This window comes from Haloferax profundi (assembly GCF_001469865.1).
Classification (GTDB): Archaea; Halobacteriota; Halobacteria; order Halobacteriales; family Haloferacaceae; genus Haloferax; species Haloferax profundi.
Window position 1 is genome coordinate 17,823 of the sequence record NZ_LOPV01000095.1, and the last position, 22,636, is coordinate 40,458.

General features: G+C 62.8%; 21 protein-coding genes. 6 read left to right on the forward strand and 15 right to left on the reverse strand.

The annotated features are described in order from the left end of the window. The first annotated feature begins 89 nt into the window (after nucleotides 1–89). Nucleotides 90–1,853, forward strand: coding sequence for an arginine--tRNA ligase (gene argS, locus AUR66_RS04745; RefSeq protein ID WP_058571345.1), 1,764 nt, complete (start codon nucleotides 90–92; stop codon nucleotides 1,851–1,853). 27 nt (nucleotides 1,854–1,880) lie between these two features. Here argS and AUR66_RS21765 read toward each other — a convergent pair whose 3' ends face one another. Further along, nucleotides 1,881–2,018 (reverse strand): hypothetical protein, encoded by a 138-nt coding sequence (locus AUR66_RS21765; RefSeq protein WP_197409675.1) that lies wholly within the window; start codon nucleotides 2,016–2,018, stop codon nucleotides 1,881–1,883. A gap of 39 nt (nucleotides 2,019–2,057) precedes the next feature. Continuing rightward, entirely contained in the window at nucleotides 2,058–3,866 is a 1,809-nt protein-coding gene (gene minD / locus AUR66_RS04750; RefSeq protein WP_058571346.1) for a cell division ATPase MinD, read from the reverse strand. 153 nt (nucleotides 3,867–4,019) lie between these two features. Here minD and prf1 point away from each other — a divergent pair, with 153 nt between their 5' ends. Beyond that, on the forward strand, nucleotides 4,020–5,264 hold the full coding sequence (gene prf1 / locus AUR66_RS04755; protein ID WP_058571347.1) for a peptide chain release factor aRF-1: 1,245 nt from the start codon (nucleotides 4,020–4,022) through the stop codon (nucleotides 5,262–5,264). A gap of 51 nt (nucleotides 5,265–5,315) precedes the next feature. Here the strand turns inward: prf1 and AUR66_RS04760 are convergent, their stop codons facing one another. From AUR66_RS04760 to ahaH, 11 genes are all read right to left on the reverse strand, one after another. After that, complete coding sequence (locus tag AUR66_RS04760; RefSeq protein ID WP_058571348.1) at nucleotides 5,316–5,699, reverse strand: DUF6276 family protein; 384 nt, start codon at nucleotides 5,697–5,699, stop codon at nucleotides 5,316–5,318. A gap of 72 nt (nucleotides 5,700–5,771) precedes the next feature. After that, nucleotides 5,772–6,449 carry a V-type ATP synthase subunit D gene (locus AUR66_RS04765; RefSeq protein WP_058571349.1) on the reverse strand — a complete coding sequence of 226 codons (678 nt, stop codon included), beginning with the start codon at nucleotides 6,447–6,449 and terminating at the stop codon, nucleotides 5,772–5,774. Nucleotides 6,450–6,544: 95 nt separating this feature from the next. Beyond that, nucleotides 6,545–8,515, reverse strand: a complete 1,971-nt coding sequence (locus tag AUR66_RS04770) for a bacterio-opsin activator domain-containing protein (protein ID WP_058571350.1) — start codon at nucleotides 8,513–8,515, stop codon at nucleotides 6,545–6,547. A gap of 140 nt (nucleotides 8,516–8,655) precedes the next feature. Continuing rightward, on the reverse strand, nucleotides 8,656–10,062 hold the full coding sequence (locus AUR66_RS04775; RefSeq protein WP_058571351.1) for an ATP synthase subunit B: 1,407 nt from the start codon (nucleotides 10,060–10,062) through the stop codon (nucleotides 8,656–8,658). 4 nt (nucleotides 10,063–10,066) lie between these two features. Then, nucleotides 10,067–11,827, reverse strand: a complete 1,761-nt coding sequence (locus AUR66_RS04780; protein WP_058571352.1) for an ATP synthase subunit A — start codon at nucleotides 11,825–11,827, stop codon at nucleotides 10,067–10,069. Nucleotides 11,828–11,833: 6 nt separating this feature from the next. Further along, entirely contained in the window at nucleotides 11,834–12,154 is a 321-nt protein-coding gene (locus AUR66_RS04785) for a V-type ATP synthase subunit F (RefSeq protein WP_058571353.1), read from the reverse strand. Continuing rightward, nucleotides 12,151–13,197, reverse strand: a complete 1,047-nt coding sequence (locus tag AUR66_RS04790; RefSeq protein ID WP_058571354.1) for a V-type ATP synthase subunit C — start codon at nucleotides 13,195–13,197, stop codon at nucleotides 12,151–12,153. The genes AUR66_RS04785 and AUR66_RS04790 overlap by 4 nt, the downstream gene beginning before the upstream one ends. Next, on the reverse strand, nucleotides 13,194–13,778 hold the full coding sequence (locus AUR66_RS04795) for a V-type ATP synthase subunit E (protein WP_058571355.1): 585 nt from the start codon (nucleotides 13,776–13,778) through the stop codon (nucleotides 13,194–13,196). The genes AUR66_RS04790 and AUR66_RS04795 overlap by 4 nt, the downstream gene beginning before the upstream one ends. A gap of 20 nt (nucleotides 13,779–13,798) precedes the next feature. Next, on the reverse strand, nucleotides 13,799–14,056 hold the full coding sequence (locus AUR66_RS04800; protein ID WP_058571356.1) for an ATP synthase subunit K: 258 nt from the start codon (nucleotides 14,054–14,056) through the stop codon (nucleotides 13,799–13,801). 175 nt (nucleotides 14,057–14,231) lie between these two features. Continuing rightward, nucleotides 14,232–16,442: a V-type ATP synthase subunit I gene (locus tag AUR66_RS04805; protein WP_058571357.1), complete on the reverse strand. Its 2,211-nt coding sequence runs from the start codon at nucleotides 16,440–16,442 to the stop codon at nucleotides 14,232–14,234. Further along, on the reverse strand, nucleotides 16,429–16,761 hold the full coding sequence (gene ahaH / locus AUR66_RS04810) for an ATP synthase archaeal subunit H (protein ID WP_058571358.1): 333 nt from the start codon (nucleotides 16,759–16,761) through the stop codon (nucleotides 16,429–16,431). Before ahaH ends, AUR66_RS04805 begins: the two co-directional genes overlap by 14 nt. Nucleotides 16,762–16,918: 157 nt before the next feature. Here ahaH and AUR66_RS04815 point away from each other — a divergent pair, with 157 nt between their 5' ends. Beyond that, nucleotides 16,919–17,545 carry a methyltransferase domain-containing protein gene (locus AUR66_RS04815; RefSeq protein ID WP_058571359.1) on the forward strand — a complete coding sequence of 209 codons (627 nt, stop codon included), beginning with the start codon at nucleotides 16,919–16,921 and terminating at the stop codon, nucleotides 17,543–17,545. Nucleotides 17,546–17,592: 47 nt separating this feature from the next. Here the strand turns inward: AUR66_RS04815 and AUR66_RS04820 are convergent, their stop codons facing one another. Then, nucleotides 17,593–18,075, reverse strand: coding sequence for a type IV pilin (locus AUR66_RS04820; protein WP_058571360.1), 483 nt, complete (start codon nucleotides 18,073–18,075; stop codon nucleotides 17,593–17,595). A gap of 60 nt (nucleotides 18,076–18,135) precedes the next feature. Then, on the reverse strand, nucleotides 18,136–19,461 hold the full coding sequence (locus tag AUR66_RS04825) for a DUF7094 domain-containing protein (RefSeq protein ID WP_058571364.1): 1,326 nt from the start codon (nucleotides 19,459–19,461) through the stop codon (nucleotides 18,136–18,138). Between the two features lie 129 nt (nucleotides 19,462–19,590). Here AUR66_RS04825 and AUR66_RS04830 point away from each other — a divergent pair, with 129 nt between their 5' ends. From AUR66_RS04830 to AUR66_RS04840, 3 genes are all read left to right on the forward strand, one after another. Next, a complete protein-coding gene (locus AUR66_RS04830; RefSeq protein WP_058571361.1) occupies nucleotides 19,591–20,733 on the forward strand; it encodes a helix-turn-helix transcriptional regulator in 1,143 nt (380 codons plus the stop codon). A 69-nt stretch (nucleotides 20,734–20,802) separates the two neighbouring features. Then, nucleotides 20,803–21,597 carry an electron transfer flavoprotein subunit beta/FixA family protein gene (locus AUR66_RS04835; protein WP_058571362.1) on the forward strand — a complete coding sequence of 265 codons (795 nt, stop codon included), beginning with the start codon at nucleotides 20,803–20,805 and terminating at the stop codon, nucleotides 21,595–21,597. Further along, nucleotides 21,594–22,547 carry an electron transfer flavoprotein subunit alpha/FixB family protein gene (locus AUR66_RS04840; RefSeq protein ID WP_058571363.1) on the forward strand — a complete coding sequence of 318 codons (954 nt, stop codon included), beginning with the start codon at nucleotides 21,594–21,596 and terminating at the stop codon, nucleotides 22,545–22,547. Before AUR66_RS04835 ends, AUR66_RS04840 begins: the two co-directional genes overlap by 4 nt. Nucleotides 22,548–22,636: the final 89 nt, after the last annotated feature.

Genomic DNA, 22,636 nt, shown 5'->3' on the forward strand with positions numbered 1-22,636 from the left:
GACAGTCCCTCGTCGAGAGCGACGCGATGGGACGACCCTGCTCGGACGGTTCGGAAAGGCCTTTAGCCGCTTGCCGAGAATCCGCGTACATGTTCAGACAGTTCCGTGAGGAGGTCGAGACGGCGCTCTCTGCGGCGCTCTCGTCGCTCGACCTCCCCACCGACGACCTCGGGGTCGAGGAACCGCCGGAGGACGTACCTGCAACCCTCGCCTCCAGCGTCGCGTTCCGACTGGCCGGCGTCGTCGGTGCTGCACCACCGAAGGTCGCTGCCGACATCGCCGAAGAGATATCCGTCGAAGGGTACGACTACCTCGCCGCGGTCGATACGCAAGGCCCGTACGTGAACTTCCACGTGACCGACGCCTACTACGACGACACGCTCGATTCGGCCGCCGCCGACACCGAGTTCGGTCGGCTTCCATCGACCGGCGACAGCGTCGTCGTCGAACACACGAGCGCGAACCCGACGGGACCGGTCCACGTCGGCCGAACCCGCAACCCCGTCATCGGTGACGCCGTCGCCAACCTGCTCGACTTCGCCGGCAACGACGTCGACCGTCACTACTACGTGAACGACGCCGGCCGCCAGATGGCCGTCTTCACGTGGGCGTACGAGACGTTCGACGAGGAGGACCTCGACAGCGAACCCGCCCGCGACCGCATCGAATACGACCTCGTCCGATACTACCAGAAGGGCAACACCTACCTCGAAGAGGCGGACGCCGCGGACGCCGAGGCCGCCGAAGAAGAGATTACGGCGATTCTCCAGGGTATCGAAGCAGGCGACGAAGAGACCTACGCCCGCGTCGAAGAAGTCGTCGACCAGGTGCTCGGCGGCATGCGTGAGTGTCTCGCCCGCCTGCCCGCGGAGTTCGACGAGTTCGTCAAAGAGACGCGCTTCATGTTCGACGGGAGCACCCGTGACCTCGCCGACCGCCTCAAAGAGACCGAGTACGCGGTCTACGAGGAAGACGCGTGGCAACTCGAACTCGACGACTACGGGTTCGAGAAGAACCTCGTGTTCCTCCGTTCGGACGACACCTCACTGTACACGACGCGTGACCTCGCCCACCACGAGTGGAAGTTCGACAACTACGACCGCGCCGTGACCGTCCTCGGCGAAGACCACAAACTGCAGGCCGGCCAACTCCGCGCCGCACTCGACATCCTCGGCAACGACGTAGACAAACTCGAGAACGTCATCTACTCGTGGGTCAACCTCCCCGGCGGCGAGACGATGTCCACCCGGAAGGGGACTGGCGTCATGCTCGACGACCTGCTCGACGAGTCAGTCTCGCGCGCCCGCGACGAAGTCGAAAAGCGCCTCGAAGGCCGCGTCCGCGACGACGACTTAGACGAAGACGACATCGACCGCATCGCCCGGCAGGTCGGTATCGGCGCGGTCCGGTACGACATCGTCTCGAAGCAACCGACGAAGACCATCACGTTCGAGTGGGACCAGGCGCTCAACTTCGAGGCCCAGTCCGCACCGTACATCCAGTACGTCCACGCACGCTGCTGTGGCATCGTCGACGAGGCGGCCAACGCCGGCCTCGACGCCACCGACGTCGACCCGTCGGTCCTCACCACTGAGGCCGAACGCGACCTCATTCGTACGATTGCGCGCTTCCCTGCCGTCGTCGAAGCGGCGGCCGACGACCTCGAACCCCACGCAGTCGCCACCTACGCCCGCGAACTCGCGGAAGTGTTCAACACCTTCTACCGTGAGTGCCCGGTACTCGACGCCGACGAAGACGTCGGTGCCGCCCGCCTCGCACTCGTCAAAGCGGCGCGCAACGCCGTCGCTAACGCACTCGCTATCGTCGGTGTGGAAGCGCCCGAATCGATGTGAACACGGGCTGAAACGACTCTTTCTAGCTTAGAACAAGAACGGGAGTGCGACTACCGCAGAGACGAGCGACCCGCCGAGCGCGAAAACTGTCACGGCACCGGCGCCGAGTGCCAGCAGTAGGAACAGCACTATCCACCAGAAGGGAACTGACTCAGAGTCTGCCATAGGGGGTTTTCCGCGGACCCGAGTAAAAGAACTTCCCGTTTAGCCGAGGAAGCGACTGAAGAAGCCTTTCTTCTTCTCTTCGTCCTCGTCGTCGAGCGATTCGACCTCTTCGACGAGTGACGTGGTGTAGACGCCCTCTTCGTCGTCGTCACCGTCGGCGGAGTCGACGACTTCTGCCGACTGCTGGGTTGCATCCGGTTCCGCCTCGGCGACGAGTGGTTCGTCCGTCGGTTCCGACGATGCGTCCTCGACGACCACAGATGCATCGTCAGAGTTGGACGGGTCGGTGGCGTCGTCAGAGTCGGTCGATGCTGCGTCGCCGTCAGAGTCTTCCGTAGATGGGAGGTGGTCCGCGTCGACCCCCCGTGTGTCTGGGCCGTCCGCGACGCCAGGACCACTCGTCGGTTCGACGACTTCGTCTCCAGCGAGTGGGTCCGCACCCATCGAATCGGCCGCGTCGAGATTGGCGGTGACCGGGTCTTCGGCGGGGGCGACGTCCTCGGAAGGTTCCTCGTCGGCAGTGGTGTCGCTCGCGTCGCCAGCAAGCGGGTCGTCGTCTACCGCCTCAGAAGATTCGTCGTCACCGGACCCGAACGGGATTGCGGCGTCCAGCGCTGCTTCGGCCTCGTCTTCGAGCGTCGCCGCAGTCGCCGCCGGTTCGTCTGTGGTCGTCTCGTCGGGTGACGATTCGGGGTCGGCAAGCGGTTCTTGAACAGGTTCGGGGTCGGGGGACGACTCGGGTGCCGAGTCGGACTCGGGTTCTTGCGTCGCCTCCGTGGCAGTCGCTGCTTCTACGGTCGGGTCCGGTTCGGGTTCGGGTTCAGATGCCTGGTCCCGGAACGACTTCGGCGTCGATTGGGGTTCCGAGTCTGATTCTGGCGTCGATTCGGGGTCCAAATCGGTGTCGGGCGTCGATTCGGGAGCGGCCTCGTCGATGGCAGTCTCGGTGGGAGGCGTGTCTCCTGCGACGGAGTCCGAGCCAGAGTCGCCGTCGGTTTCGACGACGGTCACGTCGTCTGCGGCGGCGTCGGCATCGTCGTCTGCTGGGTCCGGGGTGTCGACGACATCCTCAGCGTCAGCCGACGTCGACCCTGTCGAGTCACTCGACTGGTCCACGTCGTCCGCGAGCGCATCGGGTATCGGAACTGGGTTGCCAGTGAGTGCCTCTGCGAGGGCACGGTACCCGGCGGCCGCGATACTATTCGGGGCGCGCGCGACGACCGGGACCTGGGTGCTGAGTGCCTCGCGAATCGCCGAGTCTTCGGGGACGACGGCGATGACGCCGGTGTCGAGGAGCGAGGCGACCTCGTCGGCGTTCGGATTCGACTGGTTGACGCGAGTGAGGACGACGCCGACCACGTCCGCACCGATTCGTTCGCCGAGTTGGCGCGTCTTCTCGGTGTCACCGAGTGCTTCTCGCTCCGTCGTCGAGACCAAGAGTACCTCGTCGGCGAGTTTGAGCGGGACGAACGTGTCGTCGCTGAGGCCCGCACCAGTGTCGATGAGGACGATGTCGTATCGCTCTTTGAGTTCTTCGATGACCGGGTGGAGTTCCTTCGCGTTCGCGCTGGCGAAGGCCTCCAACGCCGTCGACCCAGGGAGGACAGAGAGACCCTCTGGCCCCTCGTAGGTGGCCGATTCGACCGTCGTCTCACCAGTCAGCACGTCGTGGAGGGTCTCTCGGTCGGGGTCGACACCGAGAGCGCCGGCGAGATTCGGCATCCCGAGGTCACCGTCGACGACGACGACGTCCTGCCCGGCCATCGAGAGGACGGTTCCGAGGTTGGCTGTCGTCGTGGTCTTTCCAACCCCACCTTTTGCGCTGGCGATTGCGTACACCCGTGCCATAATTCCAACTGTCGAAGTCCATCCGTGACAGCAACATAAATGTTCTCCGACCGGTGGCGTGATTGCTCCGTTCTGCTCGCTTGCGTGCGGGTCGGTACCGCGAGGCGTAGCCAGTCAAAGGTTACTTAGCCGCTGGATGGACTAGGAAGAGTGATGAGTAGCGACGCCGAGGAGGCGAGCGAAGACCGCCGAAAGTACGAATTCAAGAAGGTCATCGAGGACCTCAAAGAGTACGAAGGCTCCGGTACCCAGCTCGTCACCATCTATATCCCCGAAGATAAGCAGATTTCTGACGTCGTCGAGCACGTCATTACAGAGCATAGTGAAGCGTCTAACATCAAGTCGAAGCAGACGCGAACGAACGTCCAAGACGCCCTGACGAGCATCAAAGACCGCCTTCGGTACTACGACACGTTCCCGCCAGAGCGCGGCATCGTCATGTTCTCCGGTGCAGTCAACTCCGGCGGCGGCCAGACGGACATGGTTACGAAGGTCTTAGACAGCCCACCGGAACCGATTCAGTCGTTCCGCTACCACTGTGACTCGAACTTCCTCACCGGCCCGCTCGAGGACATGCTCATGGACAAGGGCCTGTTCGGCCTCGTGGTCCTCGACCGCCGCGAGGCGAACGTCGGGTGGCTGAAAGGCAAGCGTGTCGAACCCGTCAAGAGCGCCTCGTCGCTCGTCCCGGGCAAGCAGCGCAAAGGTGGTCAGTCCGCCCAGCGTTTCGCCCGCCTCCGTCTCGAAGCAATCGACAACTTCTATCAGGAAGTCGCCGGGATGGCGAACGACCTGTTCGTCCCCAAGCGCCACGACATGGACGGCATCCTCGTGGGCGGTCCCTCCCCGACGAAAGACGAGTTCCTCGACGGTGACTATCTCCACCACGAACTGCAGGACCTCGTCGTCGGCAAGTTCGACGTCGCGTACACCGACGAGTCGGGCCTCTACGACCTCGTCGACGCCGCACAGGACGTGCTGGCCGACCAGGAGGTCATGAAGGACAAAAAGGAGATGGAAGAGTTCTTCGAGAAACTCCACCGCGGCAACGAGTCCACCTACGGGTTCGAAGCGACCCGGAAGAACCTCGTCATGGGCTCTGTCGACCGCCTCCTCATCTCCGAGGACCTGCGGAAGGACGTCGCCGTCTACGACTGCGGCGGCCAAGAAGAGTTCGAACTCGTCGACCACCGCCACAACACCCCCTCGCACGACTGCGAGGACGGCAGTGAGGCCGAACTCAAGGAACGCGAGGACGTCATCGAGTACCTGATGGACCTCGCAGACCAACGCGGGACCGAGACGAAGTTCATCAGCACCGACTTCGAGAAAGGCGAACAACTCTACGACGCGTTCGGTGGCATCGCCGGCATCCTCCGCTACTCCACCGGCATCTAAGCGACTCCTCCTCGGCGTCTTTCGTGTGCGCGAGCGCGCACAGACCGTCGTCTACAGAAACGTCTCTAACTGCGTGTGCCGACGCCCCACGTCGAAGTGTGGGTCGGAGACCGACTGGTCGAGTCTGTCGAGTGCGAGGTGTACGTCCACCCCCTCGCGTTCGGCGTACTCGGCGGACTCGACGATAGCCTCGCGGTTCAGCGCCAACGAATCGAGAAAACCGACGAGCAACGCGAACGCGGCCCCACCCTCTCCGTCGGGGACGACATCACCGAGTGGTCGTGCATCGCCGTCGGTCACTCGGTCGTCACTCGGATGGACGCGCAGGCAGTCGGCACAGAGGCCAATCGTCACCGCACCTTGTGGTGCGTACTCTTCGAGTGGTTCGGGGACAGCGAAGACGGCCTCGTCACCCCCGCAGTCGGGACACGGCATACCCACGGCTACGCGGTCGAAGAGTGAAAATTGGTCGGTGAGACGACCGTCGGTGGTGGCGAATCGACGTGATTACGCGGCGGCCGCTTCGGCCTCGTCGGCGGCTTTCCGCTCTTCTTTCTCTTCTTCTTCCTTCTTCGCCTTGATCTTCTTCAGACGGAAGATCTCTTCGCGCTCTTGCTCTTCGAGTTTCTGCTCGATGTACTCTTTGTTCTCGTAGAGTTCGGGGAGCAGTTTGAATTCGAGTGCGTTGACACGGCGCTTCGTGGTCTCGATCTCTTCGAGCATCTTCTTCATCGCCGTCTCGACTTCCGCCGCGAGGATGATAGATTCGAGAAGTTCCTCGTAGGCGTCGGCGGCCTCGTCGATGCGGGCGGACGACCCGAGAAGCCCGTAGCCACGCTGGTCGAGACTCTTCTTCACGCGCGAGGACTCGATCTGCGGGACGACGACACCCATGATGTTCTTCGACTGCGTCGTGATCTCGGGGTACTCTTTCAGCGCCGCTGCTGCGCCCCGAACCGCGACGTCGCCTTCCATGGCGCGCGCCATGTTGATGGTGCGCTGTGCGCGTTCGTAGTCCGCGTTGAGGTTCGCACGGACGTCCTGTGCCTGGTCGAGGATGTCCATGAACTCCATGATGAGACCGTCACGCTTCTGTTCGAGCGTGTCGTGGCCCCGCTCCGAGAGTTCGATGCGATCCTCGATCGCCATCAAGTTCTTGCGGGTCGGCTTGACGTCTTCGGCCATCTTTGGCGAGGATTGTTCGTCAGGGGTGTTAATCTTTTACTGTCTGGCCCGTCAGACCGGCCGAAATTCGTCGCGAAGAGGCATAGTCACCACGACTAGTTCGGCCCCACTTCGAAGAACTGTGTGACGAGTTTTCGCTCTGCCGCACGAAGGTGCTGGTGGAACGTCGCCCGCGACACGTCCATCGCCTCAGCGAGTTCGTCGCCCGTGACCCCGTGCGGCCACTCGAAGAACCCCCCAAGGTACGCGAGTTGGAGCGCCGTGTGCTGTCTGTCGGTGAGCTCTGCACCGACGCTCCCGACGAACTCACGGGGCGTCTGCGGTGGAGCCGACTGGTCTCTGACCGCACGGAGTTCGACACCCGTCGCGGCCTGTCGCAGGTCGTCGAGGAGTGCACGACCGACCGAGCGGTCTGGGACGACGACGGTGAACCGACTGCCGGTCTCGTCGGCTTCGAGGTCGACGAGTCGTCCACCGGCGTCTGCGACGAGGTGTGCGAGCGACCCGCCCGCCAAGACGAGTTCGGACAGGCCAGCGTCGTCTCCGCGCGGGACACGCGCGACGGTGACGACACCATCGACGTCGACGTCGGCCACTTCGAGTTTCGTCGGCGGCGTCGACGAGACGAACAGACTGAGCGTGCCGTCGTCGTGGAGTACCGACCCCTCGTACACGAGTTCGCACTCGGTCGCCGCCGCGATTTGGACGAGCGGCTGGGTCTGGTCACTCACGTCGAGTTCGAGTTCGAGGACGCCCTCAGAGATGAGCGAGCGTCTGCTCTCGAAGGCGTCGATGGCCGCGCCGACCGCTCGGCCGAGCGTTCCGAAGACCACGTTCACCTCGTCGTCGAGTTCGTCTGTGTCCGCGTACACGGTCAACACGCCGTAGAGCGTCTCTCGGTGGATTATCGGGACTGCGATGGCACCCAGAAACGGCACGGTCTCACCTTCGTGTATCGGCCCGTCCGCGGCGACGGCAGACTGGACGCGCAGTGTCTCTGCGGCCCGTGCGGTGACGTCGTCGGCGTCGCCATCGATTTCGAGTGCTTCGACGAACGCCGTCTCTGTGCCGGCCCACTCGTTCGGGACGATGACCGCAGGCGAGAGGTCACAGTCACCGAACCACGCGCACGCGAAGGAGTCCGTCTCCGCGACGCGAGAACACACCGCGGCTTCGAGTTCTTGACGCGTCTCTGCCCTGACGAGGGCCTCCGTCACGTCTTCGAGTAGCCCTTCGATGAGGTCGACGAGCGTGCTGAGTCGTGCACGCTCTTGTTCTACCCGCTCGGCGTTCCGTTCTGCGGCTTCTTCGGCGCGCACCCGCTCGGTGATGTCCGTCTGGAACCCGACGTAGTGTGTCACCTCGCCGTTCGGTCCGCTGAGAGGCGCGAGGTCCACCCGGTTCCAGAACGTCTCGCCGCTCTCTCTGTAGTTCAGGAGTTCGACCGACGCCGCCGCTTCGTTCTCGATTGCCGTGCGGAGTTCGGCGACACGTTCCGGGTCCGTCTTCGGTCCCTGTAGGTAGCGACAGTTTCGACCCAACGCCGACTCGGCTGTGTAGCCAGTCATCGATTCGAACGACTCGTTGACGTAGACGAGGGGTCGGTCCGGAAGCGTACAGTCGGCGATGGTGATTCCGACGGGCGCCTCGTCCATCGCCTGTTCTTTCAGGTCTTCGGTGATTCGTCCGGCCGAGACTGTTCCGTGTCGGTGCCACGCGACGGCACTCTCGACCCGTTCTGGGAGTCGGTCGAAGAGGTTCGAGTCGACGACGGGGACGACATCTGCTGCACCGGCGGCCAGCGCCTGCGCGGACGAGAGGTCACCGTCTGGTGGGACGACTGCGACGAGTGGGAGCGTCGTCTCGGGTCGCAACGACGACAGCAGACCGACTCGGTCGGTCGCAATCACGAGACAGTCGACAGACGCCGTGTGGAGTCGGTCGCGTGCCGCATCGACCGACGGCGCGACTGTGACCGACAGTGGTTCGAGTGCGTCCTCGATTCGACCAGACTCGGTCGAATCGGCGACGAGAAGGACGCGAGTCCGAGACGAGGATTCATCCATGTGGCGTGGTAGCGTTCCCGACGTAAGGAAGTTCGTGACCCGGCTCCGAGGAGTGGTGACGAACTGCGTCGGCAACGCGTCCACTCTCGGTGGAAAATAGAGAGAGAAATCGGGACCGAAACTGGGAACGAAAACCCGGATTAGGCTTCCGCTTCGACCGTCTCGGCGTCTTCCTGGTAGTACTCTTCGATGAGCTCTTCGTCGATACGGTTGAGTTCCGACTTGGGCAGGGTCGACAGCAGTTCCCAGCCGATGTCGAGCGTCTCGTCGATAGAGCGGTTGGAGTCGAAGCCCTGGTTGACGAACTCAGCCTCGAAGCGCTCTGCGAAGTCGAGGTACTTGTTGTCACGCTCGGACAGTGCCTCGCGACCGACGATGTTCACGAGGTCGCGCAGGTCTTCACCCTCTGCGTACGCCGCGTACATCTGGTCGGAGACGTCTGCGTGGTCCTCGCGGGTGAGGCCCTCACCGATACCGTCGTCCATCAGTCGCGAGAGCGATGGGAGCGGGTTGATCGGCGGGCGGATGCCCTGCGAGTTCAGGTCGCGGTCGATGTAGATCTGACCTTCCGTAATGTATCCGGTCAGGTCCGGAATCGGGTGCGTGTCGTCGTCACCCGGCATCGTGAGGATGGGAATCTGGGTGACAGACCCTTCGCGTCCCTCGATACGACCTGCGCGCTCGTAGAGTTGCGCAAGGTCGGTGTACATGTAACCCGGGTAGCCACGGCGACCGGGGACCTCTTCGCGAGCCGCACCGATTTCGCGGAGCGCCTCACAGTAGTTGGTCATGTCGGTCAGGATGACGAGGACGTGGTAGTCCTTGTCGAACGCGAGGTACTCGGCGGTGGTGAGCGCGAGACGCGGCGTGACCGTCCGCTCGACTGCGGGGTCGTCCGCGAGGTTCGTGAAGACGACGGAGCGCTCGAGTGCACCCGTGCGCTCGAAGTCTTCCATGAACTCGTTCGCCTCTTCCTGCGTGATACCCATCGCGCCGAAGACGACAGCGAATTCGGACTCTTCGTCGTCACCTTCTTCCTCTGGCACCGTCGCCTGACGGGCGACCTGCAGTGCGAGGTTGTTGTGGGGAAGCCCCGATGCGGAGAAGATTGGGAGCTTCTGACCGCGAACGAGCGTGTTCATGCCGTCGATGGCGGACACACCCGTCTGGATGAACTCCTCGGGGTACTCGCGGGAGTAGGGGTTGATTGCTGCGCCGACGATGTCGCGACGCTCGTCGGGGACGATTTCCGGGCCGCCGTCGATTGGCTGGCCGGAACCGTCGAGCACGCGCCCGAGGAGGTCCTCGGTCACGGGCATCTTGAGCGTCTCGCCGAGGAACTTGACGGACGCGTTCCTGTCGATACCGGTGGTGCCTTCGAACACCTGGATGGCGACGAGGCCCTCACTCGATTCGAGGACCTGTCCGCGCTTGGTTTCGCCTTGGGGCGTCTCGATTTCGACGATTTCGTCGTACCCGATCGGCTCGTCGACCTCGGCGAACACCAGCGGGCCGCTGATTTCGGTGATAGTCTGGTATTCCTTCATGGTCTCAGTACAGCTCGCGGAGTTGCTCGGTGATCTCTGCTTTCAGGTCCTCGATGTACGCATCCCAGTCTTCCTGGACACCGATGCGGTTCAGCTGCGGAGCCGCCTCGATGGCCTGGATCTCTTCGACGGGGACGCCGGCTTCGAGCGCCTTGAACGCCTCGTCGTTGAACGTGTGGATAGCGGTGAGGATACCGTACGTCTTCTGGGGTTCACAGTACGTGTCCGTCGGGTGGAACGCGTTCTGCTGGAGGTACGCCTCACGGAGGTAGCGAGCGACTTCGAGCGTCAGCTGCTGGTCCTCTGGCAGGGCGTCCTTACCGACGAGCTGAACGATTTCCTGAAGCTCAGCCTCTTCGTCGAGCACGTCGACGGCCCACTGGCGCTCTTCCGGCCAGTCGTCCTGGACGTTCTCGACGAACCACGGGTCGAGCTGGTCTTGGTAGAGCGAGTAGGACTCGTTCCAGTTGATAGCCGGGAAGTGACGACGCTCTGCGAGGTCTGCGTCGAGTGCCCAGAACGTCTTCACGATACGCAGGGTGTTCTGCGTGACCGGCTCAGAGAAGTCGCCGCCCGGCGGCGACACTGCGCCGATGACAGAGACCGAACCCTCGTCACCGTTGATGGTGGTGAAGTATCCGGCGCGCTCGTAGAACTCGGAGAGACGCGCGGCGAGGTACGCGGGGTACCCCTCTTCACCGGGCATCTCTTCGAGACGCGAGGAAATCTCGCGCATGGCCTCTGCCCACCGGGAGGTGGAGTCGGCCATCAGTGCGACGTCGTAGCCCATGTCGCGGTAGTACTCCGCGATGGTGATGCCGGTGTAGATGCAGGATTCACGGGCCGCCACAGGCATGTTGGACGTGTTCGCGATGAGGCACGTCCGAGCCATGAGGGGGTTGCCCGTCTTCGGGTCGTCGAGTTCCGGGAAGTCCTCGATAACCTCGGTCATCTCGTTACCGCGCTCACCACAGCCGACGTAGACGACGATGTCAGCGTCGGCCCACTTGGCGAGCTGGTGCTGCGTAACCGTCTTTCCGGACCCGAACGGACCCGGAATCGCGGCCGTCCCACCCTTCGCGATGGGGAACAGACCGTCGAGAATACGCTGCCCGGAGACGAGCGGTTCGCGGGGCGTCTTCTTCTCCGTCGAAGGACGCGCCTGTCGAACCGGCCACTCCTGGTGCATCGTGACTTCTTCGCCGTTGTCGAGTTCGACGACCGCCTCGGTGACGGAGAACTCGCCTGCTTCGGCGGTGACGACTTCGCCACCTTCGAAGTCCGGCGGAACCATGACCTTGTGTTCGATGGTCACGGTTTCGGGAACGGTACCGACGACGTCACCGGGGGCGACTTCGTCGCCTTCGGAGACGGTCGGTTCGAACTCCCACTTCTTCTCCAGGTCGATGCCGGGTGCGTCAACACCACGGTCGAGGAACGCCGAGTTCATCTTCGACTCGAGCACGTCCAGCGGGCGCTGGACACCGTCGTAGATGGCGTCCAGCATCCCGGGACCAAGGTCGACGGTCAGCGGTTCGCCCGTGTTCTCGACGGGTTCGCCGGGACCGACACCCGAAGTTTCCTCGTACACCTGAATGGTCGTGAGGTCGCCCTCGATTTCGATGACCTCGCCCATCAGACCTTCGTCGCCGACGTAGACGACGTCGTTCATGCGGGCGTCGAGGTCACGGGCGGTCACGACCGGACCACTCACGCTTGCGATGAGACCGTCCTCGCGAACGGAATCTTGTGTTGCCTGACTCATGTTTGGTTATTCGTCCATCAGATCGATACCGATTGCTCTCTTGATCTGGTCTCGGAGGCCGCTTGCCCCACCAGACCCGCCGAGCGTCACGAGCGTTGGCTCGATGCTGCGCTCGACCGACTGACGAGGGTTGCGCGAGAGGTGGTCGAGGTCGTCTTCGTGCATCACGATGATGCCGACGTCCTCGTCCTCGAGCGTGCGCATAACGGCCTCGTCGAGTTCTTCGTCCTTATCTTCGTCCGGGACGTTCTCGAACTTGCGGACACCCGCAAGTCGGAATCCCGTGGTGAAGTCCGGACTGCCGATAACTGCGATTTCCTGGCTCATTGGATGACCAGCTCCTCTTCGATTGCGTCGGGGTCCAACCCGGCCTCGCGGCCGCGGGCGATGGCCCGAATGTTGTCAACCTCGCGCTCCTTGGCGAGGATGTACGAGATGATTGGCGTGACCGAAAGCGGGAACACGTAACCGAGCGTGTCCGCGTACTCCAAGAGCGCCGCGTCGAGGGCGCGCTCGAAGCCGATGAGGCTGTCTGCCTTTTCGAGGTCCGACAGCGCATTCGAGAGGCGGTCACCGTACCGACTATCGCGAACCTTCGAGACGAGTTCGTCCGTGTTCGTCGCCAGCGACGCGAGTTCCGCCGCGCGGAACAGCGTGCCACCCTCGATGAAGTAATCGGTCGGGTCGAGGTCGGCACCACTGCGAGCGATGCGGAGTGCGTTGCGGGCGTTCCGGAAGTCGATCTCTGCTTCGAGGAATTCGCGGTACTGCTTCGTCTCTTCGCCGACGACCAGCCCTTCGAGCAGTTGCTCGTAGAAGGCTCGGTCGACGGCGTTCTCTAACGGGACGAGGACGCCTGTGTCTTCGTAATCTTCGTAGGCGGCCTCGAGACCATCCGCGAACATCGTCCCCGAAAGCAGTTCGATTGCCTCCTCGATTTCGGCTGCGTCGAGCAGACGCGAGAGAAGTCGGTCGTCGAACTCGCCAGCACGGATGAGGTCGGTTTCGACCTCGTCACGTGAGGCGTCGGAGTAGATACCGCGGATGACGGTCTTGACGTTCCACGCGTCGAACTTCCGAAGGTACCGCGCGATGAGGTCGTAGAGGCGGCCGTCGGCCCAGTCGAGGATGTCGTTGAACTGCTTCGCCATGTTGCGATTCAGTCCGTACTCGATGAGGTCGACGCCAGAGAATCGGCTTCCCAGGGCGTTGATCTCCGTCTCGTACTCCGACTCCTCCATGAATCGGGCGATTTCGGCCGGTCCCATACGGACCAGTTTGCGGTACTCTTCGTCTCCGAACAGGGCGCTGCGTCGCGCTCGTACGCGAGCGATGACGTATTCCGGATTCGAGCCGCCAGCAGCGCTCATTGGTCGTCGAATAGTCGCGCACTCACTTCCTTCAGGTTGTCCTCCCAGACTGTGTCGAGGACCGAGTCGAAGGTGTTGTTCACCCGGACGCGCGAATTCGTGCCTTCGACCACGACGCCACCGAGGCAGTCGCGCTCTCCAGCAACTTCGTAGCCGTCGTAGTCGGCGAGGATATCTTCGAGCAGGTCGGCGTCATCAGCGCGACCGTAGACGTAGACTTCGTCTTCGTCTTCGAACTCGACCGAGGCAGCGTCGAGAAGCGTGCGCGTGAGTTCTTCACGACGCTCGCCTTCGAGCCCTGCGAGTTCGTCCTCGACCTGAGAACGAACGCGCTGGAGAACGTCACGGCGTGCGCCGAGACGTGCCTGCTTGGCTTCGAGTTTCGCGCTGGAGAGCGCCTGTTCGCGCTCCCGTTTGATCTGAGCTTCGACGGATTCCTTGCGCTCTTCGACGAGCGCGTCGGCTTCCGCTTCGGCCTCGGAACGAATCTCGTCCGCTCGTTCCTCGCCGGCCTCTTTGATTTCCTCCGCACGTGCGCGGGCTTCGTCTCGGATGTCCTCAACGACGTTGTCCAAACTCATGATGGGAAAGGAGGAGGTGCTTAGACCAGGAAGACAACGACCAGCGCGAGAATGACGAGGGTTTCGGGGAGAACCGTGAGGATCAGCCCGTTAACGAAGAGGTCCTCGTCTTCTGCGATAGCGCCCATCGCTGCGGATCCGATACCACGCTCGGCATAGCCAGCTGCGAAAGCGGCGATACCGACGGAAAGCGCCGCGGCGGCTGGTGCTTCGATTGCGGGGGAAGAAGCTGCTTCACTCTGCAGTACGGCCATGAGGGGTTCGATTGCTTCAATCATTGTGTGTTCCTAATACCGGATTGTCGTCTCCGAACGTTCGTATGTGTTGCAAGCCGTCTCATAAAGGTTCCCAAAACAACCGGAGAGGGCGGAGTATAAGCACGAATCTCGCCGTCGTTCCCGGTCGTGTAGCCACTCGTGAAACAACCAATAAAGAAAGTGTCGGTGGCCGCAGTTAGTCTTCGGTCGTGAACTGTCGGTCGTAGCCGAACGGTTCGTACTCGCGGCCGCCGCCTTCGAAGAACTTGCCGAAGAACTCGACGTACTCGAGACGGACCGCCTGCAGGCCGGCGCTCGTGACACCGAGCGCGAGGACGAGCAAGTGACCGACGACGAGGACGACGAGTCCGAGGATGAGCGTCGCCGCACCGCCGTGGACGAGTCCACCGAAGAGAATCTCGGTCACTTCGTAACCGTGGTAACTCAGCGTCTCACCCGGTGCCAGTGCCGCCACGGCGGCGGCGTCGGGCATTCCGCCGAGTCCGAAGTGCCATCCACCGTGGTCGTCGACGTACACACCGAAGAACAGCAGGTTGACCGTGAAGGCCATCCCGGCCTTCGCGAGCAGCACTGCCGCGATACGGGTGTACGACAGGACGTTCGAGAGCACGCTGATGAACTCGACGAGTTCAGCAGGTTCGGCCATCGCGAGGAACGCGAGACCGACGAAGAAGAGGCCGAGTCCGGCCCAACCGACTATCGCGGGGAACCCGGAGAAGCCGATGGGGAGGACACCGCCGCTCGCGAACGTCGTGAACAGGAACTCCGGCGGGATGTCGCCGAGCGCCGGGCTGAAGATCCAAATCCACAGGCCGTTGAGCATCAGAATCCACGAGCCGGCTTCGAGCACGGCTTCCTTGACACCGTGGAGATTGGACACATCGACGAACTTGAAGATGTAGCCGATGTTGAGGTGGAAGATTCCGAGCATGACGCTCACGGTGAGCCAGCCGAGTGCCCACTCGGCCGTGGCCGGCGAGAGGCCTTTCTCGATCGGGGCATGCGCGAGGCCGACGACGTCGTGCCAGAAGTAGTCGGCGATGACGTGCAACCCGAAGAGCTCCCCATAGAGGATTCCGAAGAGCATCGTGAACAGACCTGCAGCGATGGTGATACCACCCATGCTCTTGAGCGCACCATCGTCGTACTTCGCATAGAGGAAGTACCCGATTGCAGTGTAGATGATCCCGTATCCGAGGTCACCGATCATGAACCCGAAGAACGCCGGGAACGTGAGGAACAGGATGACCGTGGGGTCGAGTTCGTAGTAGTTCGGCCGGTTGACTGCCTGGACGAGCAGTTCGAACGGCTTGACCGCACCGCTGTTCTGCTGGACGACCGGCGGTTCGTCGTTGCTCATCGTGACCGTCCCGCCGTCGGTCGCTGCGGGGGTCCCACCGCTCTCAGACACCGATTCGCGAGCGTGGTCCTCACCGTCGTGCGAGAACTCGGCGCGTTCGAGTTCTTCGACGTCGACGTGTTCACCGACCGCGGACTTCAGTCCCTTCGCGAACGCGTTGTAGCGTTCCGTCGGAATCCACCCTTCGGCGACGAAGGCGTTCTCCGTCGTCGCAAACGAGAGTGGTGCCTCGGTCTTCTGGACGTCGATGGCGAGGCGTTCTTCGGCGGCGAGAAGGAACTCGCCCTCTTCGACCCGAAGGTCGTTGAGTTCCGACTCAACCGTCTCGAGTTTCGACTCGAGTTCACGTCGCTGCTGTTCGAGGTCCCGAACGTATGCTTCTGGACTGTCCGAAGCGTCCGGAATCTCGAGCATCGTGAACTCGACGCCGACGAGCGCGTCTGCGAGCGCCATCTCGTCTGCACCGTCGACGGGACGGCCGAATATCGCGTGCGTGCGCTCTCCGGAGAATATCTCGAAGTCCGAGATTTGGTCGGAGTCGACGATTGCACGTTCGACGGGCTCTACTTTGCCTCGTCCGACGACGACCTGTAGCGAGTCGTACCCCGACAGGAGGTCGAGGTCGATTCCGAGGTCGACGAACGGTTTTATCGCGTCGATTTCTTCGCCGACGCTGCGAATCCCGTTCTTCAGCTCGGAGCGACGGTCGTCCAGTTCGTTGACCTTCTCTCGGATCTCTTCGAGGGGTTCACCCAGCGCGTCGTCCGGGACGATGCGCTGACGGCCGGCGTCGTTCTCGTCGACACCGAGGATGCTCTTGAGCGAGCGAACGGTGACGAGTTTGTCGGACGCACTCTCTGCGCCTTCGATTGGCGACCCCGTCTCGAATCCGAAGTCCTCCTGCCACGACCCGTCGTATTCGGTGACGTGGAGCAGTCGGAGGTCGTGGACAGCCTCGATGACCTCGGGCATGACGCCCTTAGAACCGGTCACCGAGACCTTGCTCATCTGCTCAGGTCTGAGCATCAACCGCCTCCTCGAACTTGCCGATGGCGAATTCGACCGCCTCGTCGATGCGGTCTTCCGCCTCGGCGACCAGTTCGTCACGGGCTTCCTCGCCCTCTTCGAGGATGCGTTCCCGTTCGGCCTCTATCTCTTTGCGCCCTTCCTGCAGACGCTCCGATTCGAGTTCGTCAGCCTCTTCTTCGGCCTCGGAGCGAATCTCGTCGGCCTCGCGGCGCGCCTCCGCGACGAGTTCCTCACGTTTGGCCTCGGCCTCTTCGACAATGTCGTCGGCCTCCTGCTCGGCCGTTTTGATTCGTTCGAGAACCTCTTGTCTCGGCATACTCGTATCACAGGAACGTTGCACAAGCGCTGTATAAGGTGTTTGCGGAAAGTTGGCGAGAGGGTCTCGGTTTCGGACGCGACGAACGCGGAGAAAACACCCAAATCCGACGGCGAATCCGCACCGTTATCATCAGTGAGTCCTAATTCCGCCGCAAATGGGAGTCCTCGAAAATAAAGCGCGGGCCCGCCTGTTCTACAAGTACCTCTCGAAGGTGTACGACCAGGTCAACCCGTTCATCTGGAACGAGGAGATGCGCGACGAGGCGCTCGAACTACTCGACATCCAACAGGGCGACCGCGTCCTCGACGTTGGGTGTGGAACTGGCTTCGGGACCGAAGGTCTGCTCCAGTACACGGACGACGTGCACGGCCTCGACCAGAGTATCCACCAGATGCAGAAGGCCTGGGAGAAGTTCGGCAAGAACGACGAAGTCCGGTTCTACCGCGGTGACGCCGAACGTCTGCCCTTTGCCGACGACTCGTTCGACGTCATCTGGTCGTCCGGGTCCATCGAGTACTGGCCGAACCCCGTCACGGCGTTAGAAGACTTCCGCCGCGTGGTCAAACCCGGCAACAAAGTGCTCGTCGTCGGCCCCGACTACCCGAAGACTGGTGTCTTCCAGAAACTCGCCGACGCAATCATGCTGTTCTACGACGAGGAGGAGGCCGACCGGATGTTCAAGGCCGCCGGATTCGTCGATATCGAACACCACATCCTCCAGCGCCAACCGGGAAGCCCACGGGCTATCGTGACAATCGCGCGCGCACCTGCGGACGAATAGTCCAGACGACTCACTGTTCTACAACCCTCGGACCACTCACACCGTTCTCACGACGCTATCGTTCGACCCACGGCGACTGGCGTGTCGTCGTCGTAGACACGGACGACGACTCGTACACCCGGCGAGAGAGCAGGGTCGTTCGTACCCGCGAGTTCGAAACTCGCCTCCTCGCCGACTGTCCACCGGGGGTCCGACGCGACGTTGAACGGCCCGGTCGGCCCCGGTCGAAACCCGCGCGCCGAGAAGAACGGAATCGGCGGTTGATACGCCAGTGGGTCGCCGTCGACCGTGATTCGAAGTCGAAGCGACCGAACGTCGAGCGGCGCGCCCCCTTCGTGTGTTAGTGTGACAGTCTCGTCCGCGACAGAGACAGACAGGACCGTCGGCCGAATCGGGTCGTGAGTGGCGTCGGCGGTGTCGAGGGCGGCGGCACCGACGACACCCGCGAGGACGACGAGCAACCCGACGAAGAGGACGCTTCCGACGAGGCCCGTCGACCCGCGCGTGGCGTGCTGGAACTGGCGAGGCATCGAGACGAGGTGGCCCCGTCATCAGATAAGAAGGTTCGGCAACCTCTGGTCGTGAGTAATCTACGCCGTCGACGCCGTCGTCGGCGACGCTGTCGGTTGCACATCAGTCGTGGTGTTGGTGGACCCGGTCGAGTTCGTCGCTAACTCGGGAATCGGCGTCGGCGAGACGGTGAGGACGACAGCGGCGTTCCCTCTGATGACCGTGATGGTGTACGGACTCGACGGCGAGACGGTCCAAATCGCCCCGTCGAGTCCGGTCCGACCGAGGAGCGTACTCTCTCGACTCGCCTCGACACCGATTGTCACGTTCGCGTTTATCGGGTCACCAGTCGCGGACTCGTTCAGTTGGATGCGAAGCGGGCCACCGGGATACGTCCGGTACACCGTGAGGTTGATGCCGTCTTTGATTTCGCTCTCCGGGACGCCGCGCGACAGGGTATCGAGGGGGCGCGTCTGTGACTCTTTGAAGACGTTCTTACTCCCGCTGTCGACGTACGCGTATAACTGGCCTCTGTCGTGGTTGATGCGGACGAGGTAACTGTTCCCCGCGCCGACCACGTCTGCACCGTTCTGTGTCGCACGACTCTCCCAGACTTCGGGATAGTTCTCGGAGACGGTTTCGAGTGCTTCGGTAGGTGAGACGCCACTTTCGTCTCTGTCGCGGAGGTCACCGCGATAGGCTTCCCGGACGTAGGTATCGTCCGCGACGGTGCTCAGAACGACGCCTGACTGACTCGTACGGACGGAGAACCGCGTCGGGTCTGCCTTTCCGGTGAGTACCTCTGCGGTGTGAGCGCGGACCGGACCGGTGAAGGTGTCGAGTTCGCGCTCGAGGGCCGCTAACCGCCCAGAGTCGATAGAGAAGTCGGGGGTCTCGGCGGCGAGTTCTCGCAACGCGATGCGTCGCTCGTCGAGGTCACGCGCCTCGGCGTCGATACGGGCGAACTCGACGAGCAGTTCGCGCGCCGTCAGTTCGTCGGCGTTGTACTGGGTGATAGCGGACTGCTGGTCGCTCTGGAGTGCGATTGCGCGTTGTTCGACGCGGTTCAACTCGCCGAGAATCAGTTGACTGCGGAGACTCACGTCGTCGCCCACAGATTCGATTCGGTTGATGGACGCGCGTGTCTGAATCTGGCCACCGGCCCTGAGGGCGGCGAAGTCGAGCGACGGACCGAGGTCGACGTACTCTGTTTCGACGGTCGAACGAACCAGCGACGACTCCTCGATATCGAGGACGCGGATAGTCTCGTTCGTCGGCGGTTGGACCTGCGCGGTGGTCGTGCCATCGATGGCCGTCGCTTGGCCTGCGATGCCACCGGGATTCGCCGCGGCGAGAACCGGTGAGGCCACCAAGAGTATCACGACGAAGAGCGGGAGGGCCTTCATCGCCATAGCGGTACACGATGCCGGTACTAAAATGACCCTCTTGTGACCGGGTCTGTCGACCGAGACGACTCGCCGAGGGGGGTGAGTCGATGGAAAGCGTTTTCATCGCCCGACGAAACGGATTCACGTATGCGGAGCGTCGCCCTCATCGTTGCTCTCCTCACCGTCGTCGCTGGTATCGCGGCACCGGTTGCGGCGGGAGGCCCGTCCGTCGCCGAAACCTCCGCCCCCGAGACGGCGACGGCCCTCGACGACACGTCGGTCGTCGCCCAACAGTCGACGCTCGAACGGTCGCCGCAGACAGATATCTTCATCGAACTCAACCGCGACCAATCGGCATCGTGGCGCATCGAGATGCGCTACGAACTCGAAAGCGAAAACGAGACGGCGGCGTTCGAAGAGTTCGCAGCGGAGTACGAGGCTGGGAACGCGGACGTTGGCCTCGACGCGGCCCTCTTCGAGCGAGTCAGCGACACGGCGGAGTCGCAAACCGGACGCACGATGGCCATCGAGAACGCGACGACGAGGGCGTACATCGAGAACGAGACGGGCGTCGTCGCACTCACGTTCACGTGGACGAACTTCCTCGAACAGACTGACAACGGGGTCCGACTCGGTGACGCGTTCGCTGCCGGAGGCGGCCAGACGTGGCTCACCTCACTCGGCGCGAATCAGAACCTCACCATCCAGACGCCGCCAGGGTACGCGGTCAGCAGTACGAACCTCCCACTCGAAGACAACGCAATCGTCATCGAGGGCCCGCGAACGTTCGAGTCGACCGACGAGTTGACTGTGAGTTACGTCTCCACAGGTGGGCAGTCGGTCGACATTCCCTGGGGTGTCCTCGCCGGCCTCGCTGTCGTCGTCACCCTCTCGGGCGCAGCAGTCGTGTACGTCCGTCGGCAGTCGAAAGACGAACTCGGTTCGACGCCAGCCACCACCGACACCGCCTCGAGCGACGAAATCTCATCCGAACCAGAACCAGAAGCAGCGTCCGAACCAGAGCCTACCGAAGAACCAATCGGCCCCGTCGAATCGTCGGAATCGGGCGTCGACTTGGACCTCCTGTCCGACGAAGAGCGGGTCGAACTGCTCTTAGAACAGAACGGTGGTCGGATGAAGCAGGCCAACATCGTCAAGGAGACTGGCTGGTCCGACGCCAAAGTCTCGCAACTGCTCTCGTCGATGGCCGACGAGAACCGCGTCGAAAAGCTCCGTCTCGGGCGCGAGAACCTCATCTCGCTCCCGGACGAAGTCGAAGACGACGCGTAATCGAACGACGACGCCGCGGTTGGCCGCGGTGCGAAAACGTTTATTCGCCCCCGTCGGTAGTGAACGTTGATGAAAGTTCTCGTAACTGTCAAAGAGGTAGCCGAGGTGGAGGAGGACTTCCAACTCGACGGCCTCCACGTCGCAGAACAATATCTCGAGTACGACCTCAACGAGTGGGACGAGTACGCGGTCGAAGAGGCGGTCCAAATCGCCGAGGAGAACGACGACGTCGAAGTCGTCAGCGTGACTATCGGCCCCGAGCGCTCCGAAGAGACCATCCGCATGGCACTCGCCAAGGGTGTCGACCGCGCCGTCCGCGTGTGGGACGACGCTCTCGACGACGTCGACCTGCTCGACGTCGGCGCGAAGACGCGTCTCCTCTCGGCCGTCGTCGAAGAAGAAGACCCTGACCTCGTCCTCACGGGTGTGCAGGCGAACGACGACAGTTTCGGTGCGACCGGTGTCTCGCTCGCGTCTGCAATCGACTTCGAGTGGGCAGCAGTCGTCAACGCCCTCGACCTCGACGTCGATGGCGGCGTCGCGAACGTCCGCCGCGAACTCGAAGGCGGCGTCGAAGAACTCACCGAAGTCGACCTCCCGGCCGTCCTCACCATCCAGACGGGTATCAACGAACCCCGCTACGCGAGTCTGCGCGGGATTCGGCAGGCCCAGTCGAAAGAAATCAAGCCGATGGCCCTCTCGGACCTCGGTCTCGACGACGCTGTCGTCGAGTCGGACCTCGTCCTGACCGACGTGTACGAACCAGAGACGGAATCCGACGCCGTCTACTTCGAGGGTGACGCCGGGGAGCAAGCCGCCGAACTTGCGACTGTCCTCCGCGAGAAGGGGGTGGGTGCCCAATGAGCGACGTTCTCGCAATCACCGAACACCGCCGCGGCGAACTCCGCGACGTGTCGTTCGAACTCGTCACCGCCGGCAGCGACCTCGTCGGTGAGACTGGCGGCGACCTGCACCTCGCAGTCATCGGCGGCGACGTCGACGCCTTCGCCGACGAACTCGCCCTCGACGGCGTGGACACTATCCACACCGTGCCGGAAGGCGACGAGTTCAACCACGACGTGTACGTGCAGGCCATCGCGGCCCTCTACGAGGAACTCGACCCCACGTACGTCCTCATGGGCAACACGGTCAACGGCCTCGACTACGCGCCGGCCGTCGCCGAGCAACTCGACATCCCACTCGTGACCGACGCAATCGGCCTCTCGAACGACGGGAGCCTCGTCGTCACCCGCGAGATGTACGCCTCGAAGGTCGAGTCGACCGTCGAAGTCGACGCCGACCGCGCCGCAGTCACCATCCGCTCCGCCGAGTGGGAACCCACCGAAGCGGCGGGCGAACCCGCTGTCGAAGCGTTCGACTTCGAACTGGACGAGTCTCGCGTACGCTCGCGCGTGACCGGATTCGAAGAAGTCGGCGGCGGCGACGTCGACATCGCCGACGCGGACGTGCTCGTCTCCGTCGGCCGCGGTATCGAAGAAGAAGAGAACCTCGAACTCGTGCAGGACCTCGCCGACACTCTCGGTGCGACGCTCTCGTCGTCGCGCCCCATCGTCGACAACGGGTGGCTTCCGAAGGACCGGCAGGTCGGCCAGTCCGGGAAAGTCGTCACGCCGAAGGTCTACCTCGCCATCGGTATCTCCGGCGCAGTCCAGCACGTCGCTGGGATGAAAGGTGCAGAGACCATCGTCGCGGTCAACACCGACCCCGACGCGCCTATCTTCGACATCGCTGACTACGGTATCGTCGGCGACCTCTTCGACGTGGTTCCGGAACTCATCGAGCAGTTCAGCTAATCCGTCGAAGCGGCTACTCCACCCATTTTTTGGTCCAGGTTTTTGCGAGGTGAGCGACAGCGAACCTCGGAAAAAGGTGGTCGCACGTG